Genomic DNA, 20295 nt, shown 5'->3' with positions numbered 1-20295 from the left:
AGCGTTGAGAGAGAAAAGCCGGGACCGGCACCCGCCGGCCCCGCCAGGGCGCACGTCCTGGCGGGCGCGCGGTACGACGGCAGTGATGCCGCCGACACCCCGAGGCCGACCGATGCCGGCCCGACGGGGCAGGATCAGAAGAAGTGGCGGATGCCCAGTTCCAGGCCATTGGAGTTGCCGCCCGGCGTGGTGCCGGGAGCGCTCAGCCCCTGCACGCCAATGGACTTCGCTGCCGAGCCCTTGTTCTTCAGGAAGGCATAGGTACCGTAGACCTGTGTGCGCTTGGAGAGGTTGTAGCCATAGCCCACGCTGATTTTGTTCCAGTCCGCATTGCTGCCGGACAGGTTGTAGTGGCCAAAGGAGGCACGGGCCTCGCCATTGCCCACGGGAGCGGTCACGCCCAGCTGCACGGCCGTGATCTTGGTGGAGCCACGCTTTTCCGAGGCCCACAGCAGCATGGGCTTGGCCACGCCGAAGTCGTAGGACAGGCCGACATTGTTCGCCGTCAGATTCGTGTCGCTGGTGTTGCCGTAGAGCCGGCCCGTGGCCAGCGCGCCGTTGAACGCTCCCTGGCGGTAACCCAGGCGCAGGCCGCGATAGTCGCCCTCGCGCTTGTTGGGCGCGCCGCTGGGCTGCTCGCCGAATGCCAGCTGGGCCTGACCGTAGAAGCCGCCCAGGTTCTGGGGCAGGAAATAGCTCACGGCATTGCTGATCTGTATGGGCGCACCGCCGGTCGAGGGAACGCCCGGAATGCCCAGCATGGTGAAGGCACCCGTGCCGCCAACGCCGTTAGTCAGGAAAGGGTCGAAGATCAGCGTGTTCAGAAAGGTCGCCGAATCATCGCGTCCCAAGCGCACCTCGCCCCAGTTGCCCATCAGGCTGACTGTGGAGCGGCGGTTGAAGCTCAGACCACCGCCCGTGGCCTTGCCGGCGCCGCTGTCCACATCCAGGCCGGCCTCGAGCCAGAATCCCGCCTTCAGGCCGCCGCCCAGGTCCTCTGTGCCTCGAAAGCCCAGGCGGCTGATGTTGGCACCGCCTGTGGAAAGACCGGTCTTGGAGGCTCCCGAGCCGCCCAGATGGGCAACGCCGACGTCGACGACGCCGAAAAGCTCGACCTTGGACTGTGCCGAAGCGGCACCGGGCAAAGACGCTAGGCAGGCTAGCGCCACGCCGAGGGCCGGCGTATGGATGGATTTCATGGTTTGTCTCCTCTAGGGGTGGTGGTGTTTCGCAGGTCTGATGTAGCGGCTCAGATATCCAGGACCAGGCGCTCGCTCTTGCAGCCGGAGACGCAGACCATCATGACCTTGTTGCCGGCGCGCTCCTTGGGGCTGAGCACCGAGTCGCGGTGGTCGGGCACACCTTCCAGCACGCGGGTCTCGCAGGAGCCGCAGACCCCTTCGCAGCAGCTGTGGTCCACATCGACACCGGCGTCCAGCAGCGTGTCCAGCAGGGATTTCTCGGGCGTGATCTCGATGAAGCGGCCGCTGCGCTTGAGCTCCACCGTGTAGTTGCTGCGCGCATCGGACGATGCCTTGACTTCCACCGGCGTGAAGCGCTCGATGTGGGCGTTGGCATGGCCGAGCTCGGCGCAGAACTTTTCGAAGGCATCGAGCATGGGCGTCGGGCCGCAGGAATAGTGGTGCAGGCCCGCATCGGGTGCGCGCTGCGCCAGCAATGCCTTCAGGTCGGGCGGCCCGCCCGCTTCCGCATCGAAGTGCAGATGCAGCGGCATGCCCAGGGCCTGCAGCTCGGCCAGAAAGGCCGCGCTCTTGCGCTCGCGCGCAAAGTACAGCATCTCGAACGAATGCCCCAGGGCCTTGAGCCGGCGTGCCATGCACAGCATGGGCGTGATGCCTATACCGCCGGCCACCAGCACCGAATGCGTCGCTGCCTCGTCGAGCGCGAAGTGATTGCGCGGCTCGGAGATGGTGATGGGCATGCCCACGCGCAGCGACTCGTGCACGCAGCGCGAGCCGCCGCGGCTGGCGCGATCGCGCAGCACGCCGACCACGTAGCGGTGGCGCTCGCTGCTGTCGTTGGACAGGGAATAGCTGCGCACCAGCCCGTTGGGCAGGTGCAGGTCGATGTGCGAGCCGGCCGTGAAGGCCGGGAACTCGCCGCCATCGACCGGGCGCAGCTCCACGCTGATGGTGTCCTGGGCCTCGAAGCGCAGCGTGTGCACAAAGGCCTGCAAGCTGTTGCTCATGATGCGATGCCTTCGTCGATCTGTTCCTGGGCCTGGCGACGCAGGTGGCGACGCAGGCGCACCAGGCCGATGTCATGCTGGTAGAGGTTCTCGCGCTCGTTGGCGTCGGCCTCCATCTGCTCCATCATGATGCGGTCCTGCTCCAGCACGGCCCAGTGGCGTGCCTCGAGGCGGTTGCGGTAGAGGAAGCGCCAGGTGTCGCGCATCCAGCCCTGCACCTTGCGTGCACGCCAGAAGAACACGGCGCACAGGTCGGAGCTGATGGGCGTGACGCAGGCGACGATGGCGAAGTTGCCGCCGGGGCCGCCGGTCTTGGGATAGGGAATCTCCAGGCGCATCCACTGCGCGCCGGTTTCGCCGTATTCGGTCCAGTCAAAGTTCACGCCGCGCTGGCCGACCTTCTCGAACACGAAGCCGTGATCGGTGTCACGCACCTGGAAGCTGGCCTTGCTGTCGCCCTCGGCCATGGAGTGCGACTGCTTGTGCAGAAAGGTGCCGTGCATGGGGTCCATGACGTTGTCCAGCGCGTAGCGGTAGTCGCTGCGCCACTCGGCATAGCACAGGAAGTTCGAGTACTCGGGAGAGCTCAGCTCCTCGGGCAGGCTGAAATCGGGAGCCTCGTCCACATGCTTGTCGCTGTTGTAGAGGAAGATCGCGCCGTGCATCTCGCGCACATGGAAGGCCAGCGCTGCGCGCGAGCCTTCGAGCTTGCAGCCGGGACTGCCGGGCACCTTGGTCACCGTGCCGTCACAGCGCACTTCCACGCCGTGGTAGGGGCAGGCCAGGCGGTCGCCCAGGATCACGCCCTGGGACAGCGGCGCGCCGCGGTGCGGGCAATGGTCTTCCAGCGCATGGACCTGGCCGGTAGCATCGCGCCACAGCGCGATCTTGCGGCCGAAGCGGCGCAGCGAGACGGGCTCGGTCTTGACGAAATCCGAAGGGCAGACCGCATACCAGAGGTTCTTCAGACCCGTGTTGAGCAGACGGTCCACCGGATCGATGGTGATGGTTTGTACGTTCATGGAGTACTCCTGTTCTGTCTCAGTAGCCCAGACGGGCCATCAGCGCCTGAAAGCTGTCTTCAGTCCAGGGCTCGCCGTTCTCGCCGGCAGGGCCGCTGCGGTTGATGTAGGCCACCAGCTCGGGCAGCGTCTGCACGCCCTCGCCGAAGGCGCGCTCAATGGAGTCGCCCAGCAGGTCTTCAAACAGGGTGGAGGCGCGCTCGCGCGCCTGATGCGGCTCGAGATATCGATCAGCGGCCATGGTTCTCTCCTTCGAAAGCTGTCTTGAATCGTGGTTCGGTTTCATTGCCCCGAGCGCCGCCCCACACCGAGGGTGTCGCCCCTCTTGGGGGCGCCGTGCAATGGGAAGGCGCGAAGCGACTCAGGGGGTAGGTCATTTAGTCGGCCCGGATATCCAGGTCCTTGATCAGCTTGCCGAAGCGGTTGTAGTCGGCAGCGTTGGTCTTTTCCAGACGTGCCGGCTCGCCGCCCGCAGGCAGGGCGCCGAAGGCCGCCATCTTGGCGACCACGTCCGGCATCTTCAGAATTTCATTGAGATGGGTGTTCAGCAGCTTGACGGTCTCGGGCTTCATGCCCTTGGGACCGAACAGGCCCTGCCAGGCCGACACTTCCACATCCTTGACGCCCTGCTCGGCCAGCGTGGGCACATTCGGTGCCAACGGGCTGCGCTGGGCATCGGCCACGGCCAGCACATTGACCTTGCCGCCTGCGTAGGGCGCGATGGGGCCCCAGGTCATGAAGGTCGTGGGCACATGGCCGCCGATCAGATCGTTGACTGCGGGCGCCACGCCCTTGTAGGGAATGTGGGACAGCTTGGTGCCAGCGGCCTTGTTGAACATCTCGCCCAGGATGTGCATGGGCGAGCCGCTGCCCGGGCTGGCATAGGTCAGGCCGTCGCGCTTGCCCTGGCTCGCCAGGGTCTTGATGTCCTTGATGCCCGATCCCTGGCTGGCAGCCACGAACATGGGCTGCACGCTGGTCTGCACGATGGGCGTGAAGCCGCCGAGCACGTCATAGCTCGAACCCGCGTTGGTCTTGAGCACGAACTGCGCGATGGCAAAGGTATTGGGCGCCAGCAGCAAGGTGTAGCCGTCGGGCGCGGCCTTGGCCACATGCACGGTGCCGATGGTGCCGCTGGCACCGGGCCGGTTGTCCACCACCACGGGCTGGCCGAGTCGCTGGGCCAGCTTCTCTGCATACAGGCGCGCCATGGCATCGGTATCGCCGCCGGCCGGATAGGCCACGACGATGGTGATGGGCTTGCTCGGATAGGCTTGCGCCAACGCGGAACCGGACATCTGGGCTGCAGCCAGCAATGCAGCAGAGATAACTACCTGGCGACGAATGTTCTTCATGGAATAGCCCGTGGGGTTGTGGAATCGTGGTGGGAGGGATGCCGGCCAGCCGACGCTGCCAATGCCTCTTAATGCTTCTTGTCGGTCAGGAACTTGCCGTCGGCGGCGCCCGCGCCCTTCTGGCGTCGGGTGTTGCCGTCAATGCCGCCGTCGATGGCCCATTCGGCAAACACCGTCGGACCGGGCTCGAACTCGCGCGGCTGCCAGTCGGCAGTCAGTTGGTCCTCGTCGGCGTAGTACTCGACCAGGGCGCCGGCCGGATTCTTGAAGTACCAGAAATAGGCCGAGGACACGGGATGGCGACCCGGGCCGAGCTGGGTGTCCCAGCCGCAGCGCGAGATATGCATGCCGCCGCCAAAGACTTCGTGGATGTCGCGCACGGTGAAGGCCACATGGTTCAGGCCCGCATGCTTGTCGGGGCGCTGCAGCAAAAAGATGTCGTGGTGTCCGCCATCGGGCGCGGTGCGCAGAAAAGCGCCACGCTCGGGATAACGGTCCGAGGCCGCAAAGCCGAAGTTCTCCACATAGAAGCGCTCGCAGGCCTGCACGTCCTTGACGAAGAACACCACATGGCCGACCTCGATGGGCTGGGCGCGCTCATAGGCCGGACTGGCCTGGTTGATGCGGCCCTTGCGGTCCCAGGTGTTGTACTCGGCGCTTTGCATCTGCACATCGCGCTTTTGCGTGAGCTGCAGGCGCACGGCCAGGCCGTTGGGGTCGGTGCAGCCGATACGTCCGCCGTTCGGGCCACCCTGCTTCACAAAGCCCGGTAGCTGTGCAATACGGCCTTCGTAGAGCGCCAGGTCAGCTTCGCTTTCCACGCCCCAGACCACCTCGCGCAGCGTGGGGCCGGCCTCGATGGCGGGCGGCAGGCCGGGGTGGCCGGTGGCGGCCACAATCACGCGGCAGCCGTTCAGGGTTTCAAACACCAGCCGGTCGGCCTGCTCTTCGGCGAGGCTCAGGCCCCAGTCCAGGAAGAACTGGCGGCAAGCCGCCAGGTCGTCGGCGCCGTAGCTGATTTCGTCAATGCCCAGTACGCTCATAAAAAATCCTTTCTTTACCCGATCACGCGCCATGCGCTGCCCACATCGCCTGCAACCGGCGCGACCCATCGGCGGACGCCGAGCAAGGGCCGCCCCGCAGCGAAGGTGTCGTCCCCCTCCCGCGCAGCGAGAGAGGGGGAAGGCGCGAAGCGACTCAGGGGGTGTTGCATCTCAATTCGCCCAAGCGATGGGGTTTGCGTTCAGGCCCCAGTACATGCTTTTCTGCTCCATGTACTGCTGTATGCCCAGACGGCCTTTTTCACGGCCCAGGCCGCTGTCGCGCCAGCCACCGAAGGGCGTGGAGATGGAGAACTGCTTGTAGGTGTTGATCCACACGGTGCCGGCCTGCACCGCGCGGCCTATGCGCCACGCGGCCTTGTAGTCGCGCGTCCAGATGCCGGCGGCCAGCGCGTAGACGCTGTCGTTGGCCTGCTCGAGCAAGGCCTCTTCGTCATCGAAGGGCATGGCCACGAGCACGGGGCCGAAGATCTCCTGCTGGCAGATCTGGTCGTTATTGCTCACACCTTCGAGGATGGTCGGGCGGTAGTAGTAGCCGCGCTCGTACAGCGCGCCTTCGGGCCGGTGGCCTCCGGTGCGCAGCTGGCCGCCTTCGGACAGGCCCAGTGCCACATAGCTCTCGATGGATTCGCGGTGCTTGGCGGTGATCAGCGGGCCCATCTGCGTGCGCTCGTCGGCCGGGTCGCCCACGCGCAGCGCGGCGGCCTTGGCCGTGAGGCGCTCCATGAAGTCGCCATAGAGCTTGCGGGCCACGAACAGGCGCGAGCCCGCGATGCACGATTCACCCGACGAGCTGAAGATGCCGTAGAGCACGCCGTTGACGGCGTGGTCGAGGTCGGCGTCTTCCAGCACCATGGTGGCCGACTTGCCGCCCAGCTCCAGCGAGACGGGCATCATCTTGTCGGCCGCGATGCGGGCGATGTGCTTGCCGGTGGATGTGCCGCCGGTGAACGACACGCGCTTGACCAGCGGGTGCTTGGTGATGGCGTCGCCGATCACCGAGCCACGGCCCGGCAGCACGCTGACGATGCCTTTCGGAACACCTGCTTCTTCGCAGATTTTGGCCAGCTCCAGCGCCAGCAGCGGCGTGGCTTCGGCGGGCTTGACGACCACGGCGTTGCCTGCCGCCAGCGCGGGGGCGAGCTTCTGCGCCTCGCTGGCGATGGGCGAGTTCCACGGCGTGATGGCCGCAACCACGCCCATGGGCTCGTACACGCTCATGGTCATGAAGTCACCGCGCGAAGGCGTGATGGCCTCTTCCATGGTTTCGCAGGCAGCCGCGAAATACTGGAAGGTGCCAGCAGCGCTCGCCACCAGCGCGCGCGTCTCGCTGATCGGCTTGCCGTTGTCGAGGCGCTGCAGCTGGGCCAGCGGCTCGGCGCGCTCGCGGATCAACTGGGCCACGCGGTGCAGCACGGCCGCGCGCTCGTGGGGCTTCTTCTGCGCCCAGCCGCTGGTGCGGAACGCATGGTCGGCCTTCTGGATGGCTTCTTCCACATCGGCCAGGCTGGGCGCGCGCAGGCGGCCCACCACTTCGCCGGTCGCGGGGTAGAGCGTGGCGGATTCGCCGCCGCCGCCAAGACGCCATTCGCCGGCGATATTGATGGGTAGCAGTTCTAGCTTGGACATGGTGAAACTCCTCACTGAGCCTTGGTGGTGGCCGGGATCTGGTCCAGCTTGTTCACCGGAGGGCCCGAGAACGTGGTCTTGAAGCTGCCGATGGCGCGCATGTCGATCTCGAGCAGGAAGGGTCCCTTCTTGCCCCAGGCACCTTCCAGCACCGCGGGCAGCTCGTCGAGATGGCTCACGCGGGCATGGGGCAGCTTGATGGAGGCGCACAGCTGTGCGTAGTCGGGCGTGTGCAGCTCCACGTAGCAGCGGCGGCCGCCGTAGGAGGCGTCCTGGATGTTCTGGATCACGCCATAGCGCTGGTCGTTCATCAGCACGATCATGGTGTCGCACTCTTCCTGCACCAGGGTGGCGAGCTCGCCGAGGTTCAGGATGAAGCCGCCGTCGCCGGCCAGGCCCAGGGTCTTGCGGCCCGAGCCGCTTTCGGCCGCGCCGATGGCCGCACCGATGGCCATGGGCATGCCCATGCCGATGCCGCCGCCCGTGGCGTGCACGCCGGCATTGGACTCGAAGAAGCGCAGTTCGCGGTTGCCCCAGGTGCTGTTGGAGACGGTCACGTCGCGCACCCAGTTGAAGTTGCGGCCCACGGCCTTCTGCAGCTGCTGCACCAGGGCGCTGTACGGACCCAGGCCGTCGCGCATGGTGGCCACGACTTCATCGTGCACCTGGCGCAGGTCGGCCAGCAGCTCGGGATCAGCCTTGTAGCCGCGCGCTTCCAGGCGGTCGGCCAGGCCGTTCAGGGCCAGGGCCGAGTCGCCGCAGACAAAGCCGTCATCCATATAGCAGCGGCCTTGCTGGGCGGCGTCCACATCGATGCGCAGCAGCGGGCGCGGCAGCTTGAGTTCGTACTTCAGGGTTTCGTTGCTGCGCAGGCGCGTGCCCACGGCCAGCATGGCGTCGCAGCGCTGGTAGAAGGCCTCGACGGGCTTCTGGATGTTGTAGGCGCCCAGGGATGCAGGGTCGTCTTCGGCCACGATGCCGCGGCCCTGGCCGGTGCTCACGATACCGAAGCCCATGGCCTTCAGACGCTGCACGGCAGCGCCGGCATGGCGGGCACCACCGCCCAGCCACAGCAGTGGACGCCTGGCCTTTGCCAGCTGGTCGGCCAGCGCGTCGAGCGCGGCCTCACTGGGGGCCAGCACGGCCACCGGCAGCGGCGACAGGTCGGCGGGCATGTCTATCAGCGCCTGCTGGATGTCGATAGGAATCTCCACGCTGACCGGGCCCGTGGGGGCGGTCATCGCGGTCTGCACCGCGGCCTTGAGCGTGGACAGACAGGTCTCGGCGCTCAGCACGCGGAAGGCAGCCTTGGAGACGGACTTCAGCATGGTCAGCTGGTCCGGCGCTTCGTGGATGTACGACAGCTTCTTGTCCAGATACTGGGTCTCGATCTGGCCCGTGATGTGCAAGAGCGGCGTGCCGGCCGTATAGGCTTCCACCAGGCTGCCGGCGATATTGCCCGACGCCGGGCCGGTGCTGGTGATGCACACGCCCAGGCTGGAGGTGGAGCGCGCGCAGGCATCGGCCATGTTGCCGGCGCCGGCCTCGCCGCGCGCCATCACGAAGCGCACCTTGCCGCGCGCAAACATGGCATCGAGGATGGGCATGTTGTGGATGGAGATCACCCCGAAGGCAGCCTTCACGTCGCAATGCTCGAGGAACTCGGCAATGACGGCGCCGACGGTGATTTGATTTTGCTTAGGCATGACGAGAATGGCCTCCGGAAACGTCGATGTGGCTGCCAGTCGTGTATGACGACAGTGGCGTAGCAAGAAAGAAAATGGCGCGGGCCGCTTCGGCGGGCTTGCCAAGGCGCCCCATGGGGATGTGCTTTGTGCTTGCGAGCGCGCCGCTCCACTGCTCCCAGGTCTGGCTCTTGTCCTCGCGGGCCTCGAAGCGGCGGCGCCACTGGCCGGACTCAATCAGGCCGACCAGGATGCCGTTGACGCGCACGCCCTTGGGGGCGAACTCGGTGGCCATGGAACGCACCAGGTTCTTGAGGCCGGCGCGCGCGGCCGAGGTGGCGACCATGTGCGGCTCGGGCTGGGAGGCCAGCAGCGAGTTCACGCAGACAATGGCCGAGCCTTCGCCGCGCTCGAGCTGGGGCAGAAAGGCGCGCGTGGGATGCAGCACCGAGAAAAACTTCAGATGCAGCTCCTCGGTCCAGGCTTCATCGCTGGTGTTCTCGAAGGTCGAGACACGGCCCTGACCGGCGTTGTTGATGAGGATGGAAGCCGGGCCCAGCGCCGCTTCGCTGGCGCGCGCAAACTGCTGCACCTGCTCGGCATCAAGCACGTCGCAAGCCTGGGCGAACAGGCGCGCGCCGGCCTCGGGGTGGCGCTCCAGCAGCTGCTTGACGGCCTGCTCCAGACGCTCGGGGTTGCGGCCGCACAGGGCCACGCGGGCTCCCTGGGCCAGCAGCAGCTCCACGGTGGCCAGGCCTATGCCCGAAGAACCGCCGGTGACGACGGCCGTGGCGTCGAGTTTGAAATCATGCATGGCCGCCTCCTGCGCGCCTTGAAGTGATGGACAGAACCTGCGCGCTGGACTGCGGCCGGTAGTTGAGCAGCTCCGACAGTTCGGCGGCCGCCGCGCAGACGCGCGGTACCAGCTCCGTCTGGCGCGCGAGGTCGATCTGGGCCGAGGCCAGGGTCACCCCAAGGGCTGCGATGACTCGGCCGCTGTGATCGCGCACGGGCGCCGCGATGGTGGAGATCGAGCTTTCGTAGAAGCCCGCACCGGCTACATGGCCGCGTTCGCGATCGGACTGAACCAGGTCGAAGAGCTCGACCACGGTCCTGGGCGTATTGGGCGAATGGCCTTCCAGCTGCTCTTCGGGATAGAGGGCACGCAGCTCCGGCAGCGACAGGTCGGCCAGCAGGATGCGACCCAGCAGCGTGGCATGGGCGGGCAGCCGCGTGCCCACACGCACCGAGCTGGTCAGCGGTGTCGGCGGCGTGACCTTGGCCACATAGACGATGGAGCGGCCGTCGCGCACCACGATGTTGCAGGGAAAACGGATTTCCTCGCACAGCCGCGCGATCACGGGCTGGCCCAGCTCGGTCAGGTCCATGGAGGACAGGAACTCGAAACCCAGACGCAGCACGGACAGGCCCAGCCGGTAGTCGTTGCCACCGTCTGCGCGCTGCAGAAAGCCCATGCTCTCCAGCGTGTTGAGCATGCGAAAAACCGTGGCGCGCGGCAGCTGCAGGCGGCGCGCCAGCTCGGGCGCACCCAGCGTGGCGTTGTCGCGGCCGAACTCCTGCAGCAGGCGCAGACCGCGCTCCAGCGCGGGCACCATGTACTTGTCGGAGCCGCCGTCGACGACGCTGTCGGTCGCGCTATCGGAAATGGAAGAACCTGACATCTTCAACTCCTCAATTCGTTGCAGGCGTAGCCAGAAGCTGGGGACACCGAGGAAGGGCCGCCCCGCACCAAGGGTGTCGTCCCCCTTTGGGGGGCGCCGTGCAACGGGAAGGCGCGCAGCGACTCAGGGGGCTCTTCATTTTTCAGTTCATGACGAAGCCGCCGTTGACGGGCAGGACCTGGCCCGTCACGAAGCGCGCACCGTCCGACAGCAGATAGGACACGGCACCCGACACATCCTCGGGCCCTTGCTCGCGCTGCAGCGCGCGCTGGTCGATGTAGAGGCGATGGCGATGCTCGGGCACGTACTCGGTGGCCTCGACCAGCACCAGGCCCGGAGCCACGGCATTGATGGTGATGGCATCCGCGCCCAGCTCGCGCGCCATGGAGCGCGTCATGGCCATCACGGCGCCCTTGCTGGCCACATAGGCCATCAGATTGGGGGCGCCCCACATGGCGGTGTCGGAAGCCAGATTGACGATGGCGCCGCGCCCGCTGTCCTTGAGCGCCGCACGGCAGGCACGGGTCATCAGCCAGACGCCGCGCACATTGACGTTCATCACCTGATCCCATTTGTCCAGGGCGATGTCGTCCATGCCCTTGCCACCGGAGTCCGTCACGGCCGCGTTGTTGACCAGGCCATCCAGACCGCCGAGCGTCTGCACGGCCTGCTGTGCGCACTGTTCTATGGAAGCCGGGTTGCTCGCATCAAAGGCGACGCCGTGAGCCTCGAAGCCCATGGCGCGCAGCTTGGCAACGGCTTCGCTCAGCAATTCGGCGCGCAGATCGGCCATCACAAGCTGCGCCCCCTGCTGGCACAGCGTCTGCGCAAAAGCAAAACCCAGGCCGCGCGCAGCGCCGGTGACAAGGATCCGGCGCCCAGCGAGCTGACCGGTGGAAGGCATGGTGTTGAGGGTCATCTTAAACCTTGTTTGTTTCAAATATGAAATGACACTTTTTTCTTGAAACAAGCCTGCAGTTTAGTGAGCCTTGTTTTGAGTCAATACCCGGAGAAACCCGTAGTCAGCACACCACAGCGACATACGGGCGTAAAAAAACCGCGACAAGCGCGGTTGAAAGGAAAACTGGGTAACAAAAGGTATCCGGCCCGCAGTTGTCGGCAGGCTGGATCAGAAGTCATCAGTACCAATAGCTTATAGCGCCTATCAATGAATGAGCTCAGGTTTAAAACACCTTAAAACTCATATTTATCAATCGCTTACAGCTATTAAAAGATTAGCAAACAGTCTGCTTTTTCGCGGGCGTCAGGCGCAGAAAGTCCAGCACCACGCGTTGCGCGTAGCGGCTTGCCACCGTGCGCACGAAATCCGAAAAATCCACATGGGCGCTGTCGTCCGCCCGGTCCGAGATGGTGCGCATTGCGGTAAACGGCGTGCCGTAATCCAGGCAGGTCTGGGCCACGGCAGCGCCCTCCATCTCCACGGCCAGCACGGCATGGCCGGCTGCCTCCAGATCGGCTCTGAGTTGTGCGCTGGCCTGGCGCGAGCTGACAAACTGATCGCCGCTGGCAATCAGGCCCTCATGGACGCGGGCCGAAGCATACGAAGCCACGATGCCCGAGCGCAGCGCCGAGTCTGCGGCCTGCAGCAGTCGATCCGTCGCCGCCTCGTCGCAGGCCAGGGTGCTGCGGCCGTAACCGGGCAATTGCCAGCGCGGAAAGATCGGCGAGGCATCCATGTCATGCTGCAGGAAAGTCCGCGCGATCACCACATCGCCCACGTTCACGTCCGCGCCGATGCCGCCAGCCACGCCGGTGAACAGAATGCCGCGCACGCCAAAGCGCTCGATCAGCGCGGCGGTGGTGGTGGCTGCGGCCACCTTGCCGATGCCCGACAACGCGCACACCACCTCGTGGCCATGCAGCCGGCCCAGCCAGAAATCGCGCCCGGCATGGCGCAGGCATTGCATGTCCTGCATGGCGTCGACCAGGCCGTGTTGTTCTTCGGCAAGAGCGCTGAGAATGGCAAGCGTCATGGATGGGGGTACTCCGGAACATGGGCCAGGCGACCCTGGTGAAAGCACAAAAGAAAGCACAAAAGCGGCACAGGGCCGCTTTTGTGGGAAGCGCAAGAGGCGCGATTAGAGCATGGCGGTTTACTGCGCCACGATATTGTGGCTCTTGACCACGGGCGCCCACAGCGCGGTCTCCTTGCGGATCAGCTCGCCAAAGGCATCGCCCTTGACCACCCAGGGGGTCATGCCCTGCGCCTTGAGCTGGTTCTGCGCGGCCTGGGTCTTCATGACCTTGTCGATGTCCTCGGCCAGCTGCTTGACCACTTCGGGCGGTGTGTTCTTCGGAGCCAACACGCCATACCAGGATGAAACGGCAATACCCGGAACACCAGCCTCGGCCAGTGTCGGCACATTGGGCAGGAAGCTCGAGCGCGTGGCATCGGTCACGGCCAGGGCGCGCAGCTTGCCCGACTGCACATGGGGCAGCACGGTGGGCATGTTGGCGATCAGCATGGGGATGGTGCCGCCCAGGGCATCGTTCAGGCCCTGCCCCGAGCCCTTGTAGGCCACGTGCATGATGTCGGCACCCGACTTGTCCTTGAACAACTCGCCGGCCAGGTGCAGGCTGGAGCCCACGCCGGGCGAGGCATAGCTGATGGAGTTGGGCTTGGCCTTGGACAGTGCCACCAGCTCCTGGATGGTCTTGGCCGGAACCTGGGGATTGACGACGATGACATTGGCCGCACGCCCCATGGAGGCCACGGGCACGAAGTCGCCGAACACGTTGTAGGGCAGCTTGGGCATCAGCGTGGGATTGATGGTCAGATTGCCCTGAGGCACGACCAGCAAGGTATGGCCATCGGGCTTGGCGCGCTTGACCATGTCGATGCCGATATTGCCGTTGGCACCGGGGCGGTTGTCGACGATGGAGGCCTGCTTGTACTCCTCAGTCAGGCCCGTGGCCAGGATGCGGGACAGGATGTCCACCGCGCCGCCGGCGGGGAACGGCGCAATGATGGTGAACTGACCGCTGGACAGCTGTTCGGCGGCACTGGCAGCGAAGGCCGGGGACATGGCGGCGGGGAGCGCAGCGGTGCAGGCCAGCGCCAGGCAGGACTTGAGGAAGGCGGAACGTTGCATGGTCTTGTCTCCTGGGAGAACGGAAATTTCAAAAAGGCTAAATGCCGATGCGCATCAGGCTTGATGCAGCGCAAAGGCCGGCGGGCAAAGACCTGACACCATGAATGCCATGCTCAGATGGGCGGTGCTTGCTCGCACTTTTACAAACGTAAGCAAGACCGATACCACCGGCACGGCACATGGCTGGAGCCGGTCAGTACCGGGTTAGATGGCCAGGGAAGCCACGTTGTTGAGCACGGCGCGCACCACGCTGTACACGGTCAGCGCCGATGTCTTGGGGTTGGCCGCCAGCGGCTTGCCGCGCATGGTCAGTTCCATGGCGCCGAAAGCACCCCGCGCCTCGACCTGGTGCACGTTCTCCTGAACGGCAGGATCGGCAAACAGACGCACCATGGTCTTGTCCAGGCCCAGGCCCGCCAGCGACAGCGTGGCCGCTACATTGGCATTCTTGGGATAGAGCTGTGCGGCCTCGCGCGCCGAGCCCTCGAAAATGCAGAAGGCCTCGGTCAGGCCGTCCAGATCGCAGACCTGCTCGGCCGGGGTGCCGCTCCATGCCTTGGGTGGCTTGCGGCCCGTGTAGAGCACCGTCTCCAGGCCGCCGACACGCGCCGCAGCCAGGGCATCAATGCCACCGATGGCGCCCGACAACAGCTGGGCCTGCGTCTTGCCGGCCTCGGCCGCAGCCTGTACGCGATCGGCCATGCCCGGTGCGCTCAAGGCACCTATGGATGCGATGACCGCAGGAATGCCACGCGCAAGCGCCGGCAGCACATGCTCCTCGATGGCTGCATGACCCGCGCATTCCACGAGAAGATCCGGCACCGCATCGCCGGGCAGGGCCTGCAGCAGTTGCGCCTGTGGCGCCAGGCGGGCAGCCGTCTCGCGCACGGCTGGCGTGATCTCGGGAACCAGTACCCAGCCCACCTGCAACCGGGTATCTCCGCTCAAAAGCTCCAGCACACTGGAGCCAATCGCGCCGCAGCCAATCAAAGCAATATTTTTCATCTCTAGCCTCCTGAAAAATGCGCTGGCCCGGCGTGATCGGGGTCAGCGCAAATGGTCCGGGTGCTGCTGGCGCAAATGAGCGGACAGAGTCTCTGCCGCCTGCTGCACCTTCTGCACCCAGAGCTGGGTTTTTTCGGGCCCCAGCTCGGTAAACGGAATGGCCATGGCCAACCCCGCAACCACCCGCCCGTCTGCGGCGCGCACCGGCGCTGCAATACTCGAAACGCCAGGCTCGTAAAAGCCCTCGCCCATGGCATAGCCACGCTCGCGATCCTCGGCCAGCAGGCGCAGCAGCTCGTCGATATTGCGCGGCGTGCTCTCGGAGAACTGGGGCAGTTCCTCGCCACCAAACACCGAGCGCAGCTGCGCGCCGTCCATGTCATGCAACAGGGCTCGTCCCAGCACCGTCGCATGCGCCGGCAGACGCGAACCCATGCGCACAGCGCCCTGGAATGCTCCGGACGGAGTGACGCGTGCCACATAGACCACGGAAGTGCCGTCGCGCAATGCAAGATTGCTGGTCATGCCCAGCTCATCGCACAAGGCCTGCAGCACAGGCTCGGCCAGTTGCGCCAGCGGCTGGGTGGACAGGTAGTCATAGCCCAGGCGCAGCACGGCCAGACCGAGCCGGTATTCGGTGCCGCTGCGCTGCAGATACCCCGAGTTTTCAAGCGTGGTCAACATGCGAAACACCGTGGAGCGCGGCAGCTCGAGGCTGCGCGCCAGCTCGGGTGCGCTCCAGACCGGTTGCGCCGGGCCAAAGCAGGCCAGCAGGCGCAGTCCTCGGTCCAGAGCGGGCACGGTGTAACGGTCTTGTTCGTTGGTTGAAATCTCGGAGGTTTCGCTCATAGCAATCAGCTGGTATTGGGGCAATAGCTTTGGTTCAACAAAGATGCCAGCCTATGCGCGACCTCCATTGGTTGTTCCACGGGTGAAGCATGACCGGCAGCCGCAAGCGTACCGTAGTGCGCGCCCAGCAGTTCGGACCAGGACTTGCAAGCTGCAGGTGTAGTCACCACATCGTGCTCGCCGACCCAAACCTCGACCGGCATGCCAAGCCTGCCCCGTGCCTGTGCCAGATCGCTGCCGCAAAGCAGCTCGACCGCCTGCGCATAGCCCTGCGGCTGCATGCGCGCCGTATTCCAGCGCACCCATGCACGCACGGCTTCAGGAGCCTCGGAGGACACCAGGCGCTGATCGATAACGGCCGCCAGACCGGCGACGCCCTTCTCGGCCAGAGCCGCCAGGCGGCCCTCGCGTACCTTGGCCTGCTGCTCGGCCTTGGCTGGGGCGCCGTAGCCGCCCGCCGGGCTGATGAGCACCAGTTGCTCGACCAGCCCGGGGGCCGCCGTGACTGCCAGCCTGGCCGCCATCAGGGCGCCCAGGGAATGGCCGACCAGCAGGCAGCGCCGCACACCGAGCACCAGCAGTGACTGGGCCAGCACCTGCGCATAGTCGGCATCGGCAGGCGCCGATTGGGCCAGCGGCGTCGACACGCCATAGCCGGGTGCATCCCAGGCCAGAACGCGCGCCTTGTCACCCAGCTGCAGCGCCACATCCAGCCAGGATGCAGCCCCGGAGCTGATGCCATGCAGCAGCACCACCGCAAAATCGGAGCTGGCATCGCCAGCCTCGCGCCAGGCGACCTGGGCCTTCTGCGGAAGCTTCACCAGCTGCTCGGGAAAACCGGTCTGCAGCAGCTGTTGTTTCAGCGACAGCAAATCCTCGTGCATGACAAAGCTCAGCGCTTGATCTTGGCCAGAGGGTGCTCGGGCGGATAGGTCGGGGTGACAGGCTTTTTGGCGCCCAGCATCACGCACATCAGCGCATCTTCATCACCGACATTGATCTCTTCGCGGTACACGCCGGGCGGCACCGAAACCACATCGCGATCGGTCAGGATGGTCTCGAAACGCTCGCCGTCCTTTTCCAGCACCAGCTTGAGCTTGCCGCGCATCACGAAGAACACTTCTTCCACATCGGTGTGCAGATGCGAAGGGCCTTCATGGCCGGCGGGAATCACCATGGTGGAGAAGGTGAAGTTTTCCGACGGAATGGTGTTGCTGTCGGAGGCCACGCCCGTGCCGCCCGTGCCGATGTAACGCATCTGGCCGCGGCGGTATTTGGGATCAAAGTCGGCCTGGAACTTCAGGGCATCGAAGTCGTACTTGCGCGTGGCAAAGCGCGCAATGCGTGTGCTCATCCAGTCTTCAAAGCTGGAGCCTTCGGGGCGATCCCAAGTACGGGCGCTGTTGTCTTGTGCGATCTCGCTCATATGTCTCTCCTGAAACCGTTGGTGAACACAAAAAGCGACCTGCTTTTTGTTTTACTAATAAAACCAGGTTCATTTGGCGAAACAATTATAAGAAGACTTGCCCGATATCAACAAGCACATTTCCTTGTTGCTGCGGTGGAGACAGGTATCGGTGTGGCGTTTTTCCCCGCCCACACAGGCACGGGCCTGAAAACAGGCATAAAAAAAAGGAGCGCCAAGCGCTCCTGTGAACTCGCCTTGAAGGACAAGATGAAAAACTCTCAGGCGTCGCGCAGCTCCCTGCGCAGGATCTTGCCCACGGGAGTCTTTGGCAGATCGGTGCGAAAGACGATGTGGCGCGGACGCTTGTAGCCAGTCAGATTGGCATGGCAGTAGTCGCGGATGGCCTGCTCCGTCAATGCCGGATCTTTTTTTGACGACGACGAGCTTGATGGCCTCGCCGGACTTTTCGTCGGGTACGCCGACCACCGCGCACTCCAGCACGCCGGGGCAGTTGGAGACCACGTCCTCGACCTCGTTGGGGTAGACATTGAAGCCGCTGACGATGACCATGTCTTTCTTGCGATCCACGATCTTCACAAAGCCGCGCTCGTCCATGGTGCCGATGTCGCCGGTGAGGAAGTAGCCGTCCGCCGTCATGACCTTGGCGGTCTCGTCGGGGCGCTGCCAGTAACCGGCCATGACCTGCGGGCCCAGCACGGCGACTTCACCGGGCAGACCCGGCTCGCTCACGTCCTGGCCGTCGCTGCCGACCAGCTTCACATAGGTGCTGGGCAGGGGCACACCTATGGTGCCCGAGTAAGCCGTGGCCGTGACCGGGTTGCAGGTCACCGAGGGGCTGGTCTCCGAGAGGCCGTAACCCTCGCAGATGGGGCAGCCGGTTTTCTTGAGCCACAGCTCGGCGACCGCGCTCTGCACGGCCATGCCGCCGCCCACCGAGACCTTGAGGTGGCTCCAATCCACGGTGCCGAAGTCGGGGTGGTTGGCCAGTCCGTTGAACAAGGTGTTCACGGCCGGAAAGCTGTGGAAACGGTGCCTGGACAGCTCCTTGAGCGTGGCCTTGAGATCGCGCGGATTGGGGATCAGCACAGTCTTGCCGCCGGTACGCATGGCCAGCATCATGTTCACCGTGAACGCGAAGATGTGATAGAGCGGCAGCGCGCAGATGCTGGTGGGCTGCTCACCTGCCGGCACCTTCTTCATGGCGGGCTCGTTCCAGGCTTCGGACTGCAGCACGTTGGCGATGATGTTGCGGTGAAGCAGTACGGCCCCTTTGCTCACGCCCGTGGTGCCGCCCGTGTATTGCAGCAGCGCCATGTCGTCGGCCTTGAGCACCGGCGCATTCAAGGTCGCACCGCGCCCCTTGGCCAATGCGTCATTGAAGCGAACCGCGCCGGGCAGGCTGAAGGGCGGCACCAGCTTCTTGACGGAGCGCACCACGTAATTGACCAGCATGCCCTTCAAAAGCCCCAGCTCGTCGCCCATGGCGCAGAGCACGATGTGCTGCACGGCGCTGCCATGCATGCCGTCCTGCAGGGTCTTGGCGAAGTTCTCGATGATGACGATGGCCTTGGCGCCCGAATCCTTGAGCTGATGCTCGAGCTCGCGCGCCGTGTAGAGCGGGTTGACGTTGACCAGCACATAGCCGGCACGCAGCACCCCGGCCACGGCCACCGGGTACTGAGGAATATTGGGCATCATCAGCGCCACGCGGTCGCCGCGCTGCAGTCCCAGGCTTTGCAGATAGGCGGCAAACAGCTTGCTCTGCGCATCGACCTGGGCGAAGGTCAGCTCCTTGCCCATGAAGGAATAGGCCACCTTGTCGGCATGCTTGGCAAATGCCTCCTCCATCAAGGCCACCAGCGATGAATACTGGGACGTGTCAATGTCCGCAGGAACTCCCTCTGGATAAGCATTCAGCCAAGGACGGTCACTCATTCTTCTGTCTCCGTGTCTTATCGTCTGATCCCGCCATTGTGTTAAAAAGCACGGTCGTTCGATACTGTAGTAACCCTAGGAAACAAGCCGGGTCACCTTGGTAACAGAAGTCAAAACCCATGAAAAAAGCCCGCAGGCAACAGACTGCGGGCTTTGAGTGTTTCCAGCCTCCAGCGCTTACTGGTAAAGCGCTGACAGCTATCAAACCTGAGTTTACTTGACCAGCTGGGCCAGATCGCCGGCGGCGTACTTCTTGGCCATTTGCTCCAGGCTATAGCCCTTGATCTTGGCGCCCTGGCCTTCGCAGCCGAACTCGATGTAGCGGGCCTTGCAGACTTGCTTGGCCGCTTCGCGGGCAGGCTTGAGCCATTCGCGGGCGTCGAACTTGTCGGGATTCTCGGCCAGGAACTTGCGCACGGCGCCGGTCATCGCCAGACGGATGTCGGTGTCGATATTGATCTTGCGCACGCCGTACTTGATGGCTTCCTGGATCTCTTCCACGGGCACGCCGTAGGTTTCCTTCATCTTGCCGCCGTACTGGTTGATGATGGCCAGCAGTTCCTGAGGCACGGAGGAGGAGCCATGCATCACCAGGTGGGTGTTGGGGATGCGGGCGTGGATTTCCTTGACGCGCGAGATCGCCAGGATGTCGCCTGTGGGCTTGCGGCTGAACTTGTAGGCGCCGTGGCTGGTGCCGATGGCAATCGCCAGTGCGTCCAGCTGGGTGGCCTTGACGAACACGGCAGCTTCTTCGGGATCGGTCAGCATCTGGCTGTGGTCCAGCTTGCCTTCGGCGCCGATGCCGTCTTCTTCGCCAGCTTCGCCTGTTTCCAGGTTGCCCAGGCAGCCCAGCTCGCCTTCCACGGTGGCGCCGATCTGGTGGGCCATGGCCACCACCTTCTGAGTCACGTCCACGTTGTAGTCGAAGGACGAAGGGGTCTTGCCGTCGCTCATCAGCGAGCCGTCCATCATCACCGAGCCGAAGCCCAGGTTCAGCGCGCCCTGGCAGACTTCAGGCGTGGTGCCATGGTCCTGGTGCATCACCAGGGGGATGTGGGGGTACATCTCGGCGGCCGCCTGGATCAGGTGCTTGATGAAGGGCTCACCGGCGTACTTGCGGGCACCGGCGCTGGCCTGCAGGATCACGGGCGCGCCGACTTCGTCAGCCGCCGACATCACGGCCTGAACCTGCTCCAGGTTGTTCACGTTGAAGGCGGGGATGCCATAGCCGTTTTCAGCAGCATGGTCCAGCATTTCGCGCATCGAGATCAAAGGCATGGTGGGTTCCGTTCAAAGTTTTGAGAGGCAACGCCCCCGGCGA

General features: G+C 64.7%; 18 protein-coding genes and 1 pseudogene. All 19 read right to left on the bottom strand.

The genetic code is table 11. The features are described 5' to 3' along the window. Positions 1-134 precede the first annotated feature (134 nt). A complete protein-coding gene (locus tag V8Z78_RS14750; protein ID WP_349731601.1) occupies positions 135-1199 on the bottom strand; it encodes a porin in 1065 nt (354 codons plus the stop codon). A gap of 50 nt (positions 1200-1249) precedes the next feature. After that, entirely contained in the window at positions 1250-2209 is a 960-nt protein-coding gene (locus V8Z78_RS14745; RefSeq protein ID WP_004340351.1) for a PDR/VanB family oxidoreductase, read from the bottom strand. Then, positions 2206-3231, bottom strand: a complete 1026-nt coding sequence (locus V8Z78_RS14740; RefSeq protein ID WP_349731600.1) for a Rieske 2Fe-2S domain-containing protein — start codon at positions 3229-3231, stop codon at positions 2206-2208. Before V8Z78_RS14740 ends, V8Z78_RS14745 begins: the two co-directional genes overlap by 4 nt. Before the next feature lie 19 nt (positions 3232-3250). Further along, a complete protein-coding gene (locus tag V8Z78_RS14735) occupies positions 3251-3472 on the bottom strand; it encodes a recombinase-like helix-turn-helix domain-containing protein (protein WP_003060438.1) in 222 nt (73 codons plus the stop codon). A gap of 136 nt (positions 3473-3608) precedes the next feature. After that, on the bottom strand, positions 3609-4586 hold the full coding sequence (locus tag V8Z78_RS14730) for a Bug family tripartite tricarboxylate transporter substrate binding protein (RefSeq protein ID WP_349731599.1): 978 nt from the start codon (positions 4584-4586) through the stop codon (positions 3609-3611). Between the two features lie 68 nt (positions 4587-4654). Next, complete coding sequence (locus tag V8Z78_RS14725; RefSeq protein ID WP_046460458.1) at positions 4655-5629, bottom strand: VOC family protein; 975 nt, start codon at positions 5627-5629, stop codon at positions 4655-4657. A 171-nt stretch (positions 5630-5800) separates the two neighbouring features. Continuing rightward, positions 5801-7276, bottom strand: a complete 1476-nt coding sequence (locus V8Z78_RS14720) for an aldehyde dehydrogenase (protein WP_349731598.1) — start codon at positions 7274-7276, stop codon at positions 5801-5803. Between the two features lie 11 nt (positions 7277-7287). Continuing rightward, positions 7288-8982, bottom strand: a complete 1695-nt coding sequence (locus V8Z78_RS14715) for a thiamine pyrophosphate-binding protein (RefSeq protein ID WP_179627386.1) — start codon at positions 8980-8982, stop codon at positions 7288-7290. Beyond that, a complete protein-coding gene (locus V8Z78_RS14710) occupies positions 8975-9775 on the bottom strand; it encodes an SDR family oxidoreductase (RefSeq protein WP_004340333.1) in 801 nt (266 codons plus the stop codon). The genes V8Z78_RS14715 and V8Z78_RS14710 overlap by 8 nt, the downstream gene beginning before the upstream one ends. Continuing rightward, positions 9768-10643, bottom strand: a complete 876-nt coding sequence (locus V8Z78_RS14705; protein ID WP_349731597.1) for an IclR family transcriptional regulator — start codon at positions 10641-10643, stop codon at positions 9768-9770. Before V8Z78_RS14705 ends, V8Z78_RS14710 begins: the two co-directional genes overlap by 8 nt. A gap of 142 nt (positions 10644-10785) precedes the next feature. After that, positions 10786-11562, bottom strand: a complete 777-nt coding sequence (locus V8Z78_RS14700; RefSeq protein WP_179627384.1) for an SDR family oxidoreductase — start codon at positions 11560-11562, stop codon at positions 10786-10788. Between the two features lie 316 nt (positions 11563-11878). Beyond that, positions 11879-12637, bottom strand: coding sequence for a 5'-methylthioadenosine/adenosylhomocysteine nucleosidase (locus V8Z78_RS14695; protein ID WP_349731596.1), 759 nt, complete (start codon positions 12635-12637; stop codon positions 11879-11881). Positions 12638-12757: 120 nt separating this feature from the next. Then, the gene (locus V8Z78_RS14690) at positions 12758-13756 is read right to left on the bottom strand and encodes a Bug family tripartite tricarboxylate transporter substrate binding protein (protein WP_004340325.1); all 999 of its coding nucleotides are present in this window, start codon (positions 13754-13756) and stop codon (positions 12758-12760) included. A gap of 204 nt (positions 13757-13960) precedes the next feature. Further along, the gene (locus V8Z78_RS14685) at positions 13961-14761 is read right to left on the bottom strand and encodes an aspartate dehydrogenase (protein WP_046460451.1); all 801 of its coding nucleotides are present in this window, start codon (positions 14759-14761) and stop codon (positions 13961-13963) included. A gap of 42 nt (positions 14762-14803) precedes the next feature. Continuing rightward, positions 14804-15610, bottom strand: a complete 807-nt coding sequence (locus V8Z78_RS14680) for an IclR family transcriptional regulator (RefSeq protein WP_349731595.1) — start codon at positions 15608-15610, stop codon at positions 14804-14806. Positions 15611-15615: 5 nt separating this feature from the next. Further along, entirely contained in the window at positions 15616-16494 is an 879-nt protein-coding gene (locus V8Z78_RS14675) for an alpha/beta fold hydrolase (RefSeq protein WP_046460450.1), read from the bottom strand. Positions 16495-16502: 8 nt separating this feature from the next. Then, positions 16503-17036: a cupin domain-containing protein gene (locus V8Z78_RS14670; RefSeq protein ID WP_003072476.1), complete on the bottom strand. Its 534-nt coding sequence runs from the start codon at positions 17034-17036 to the stop codon at positions 16503-16505. 260 nt (positions 17037-17296) lie between these two features. Beyond that, positions 17297-18974 (bottom strand): annotated as a pseudogene (locus V8Z78_RS14665) (long-chain-fatty-acid--CoA ligase). Positions 18975-19187: 213 nt separating this feature from the next. After that, positions 19188-20252, bottom strand: a complete 1065-nt coding sequence (fba, locus tag V8Z78_RS14660) for a class II fructose-bisphosphate aldolase (protein WP_004340312.1) — start codon at positions 20250-20252, stop codon at positions 19188-19190. Positions 20253-20295: the final 43 nt, after the last annotated feature.

The sequence above is a fragment of the Comamonas sp. wu1-DMT genome (assembly GCF_040187805.1).
In the GTDB taxonomy this organism is placed as follows: Bacteria; Pseudomonadota; Gammaproteobacteria; order Burkholderiales; family Burkholderiaceae_C; genus Comamonas; species Comamonas thiooxydans.
This window is presented reverse-complemented; position numbering and strand designations above follow the sequence as displayed.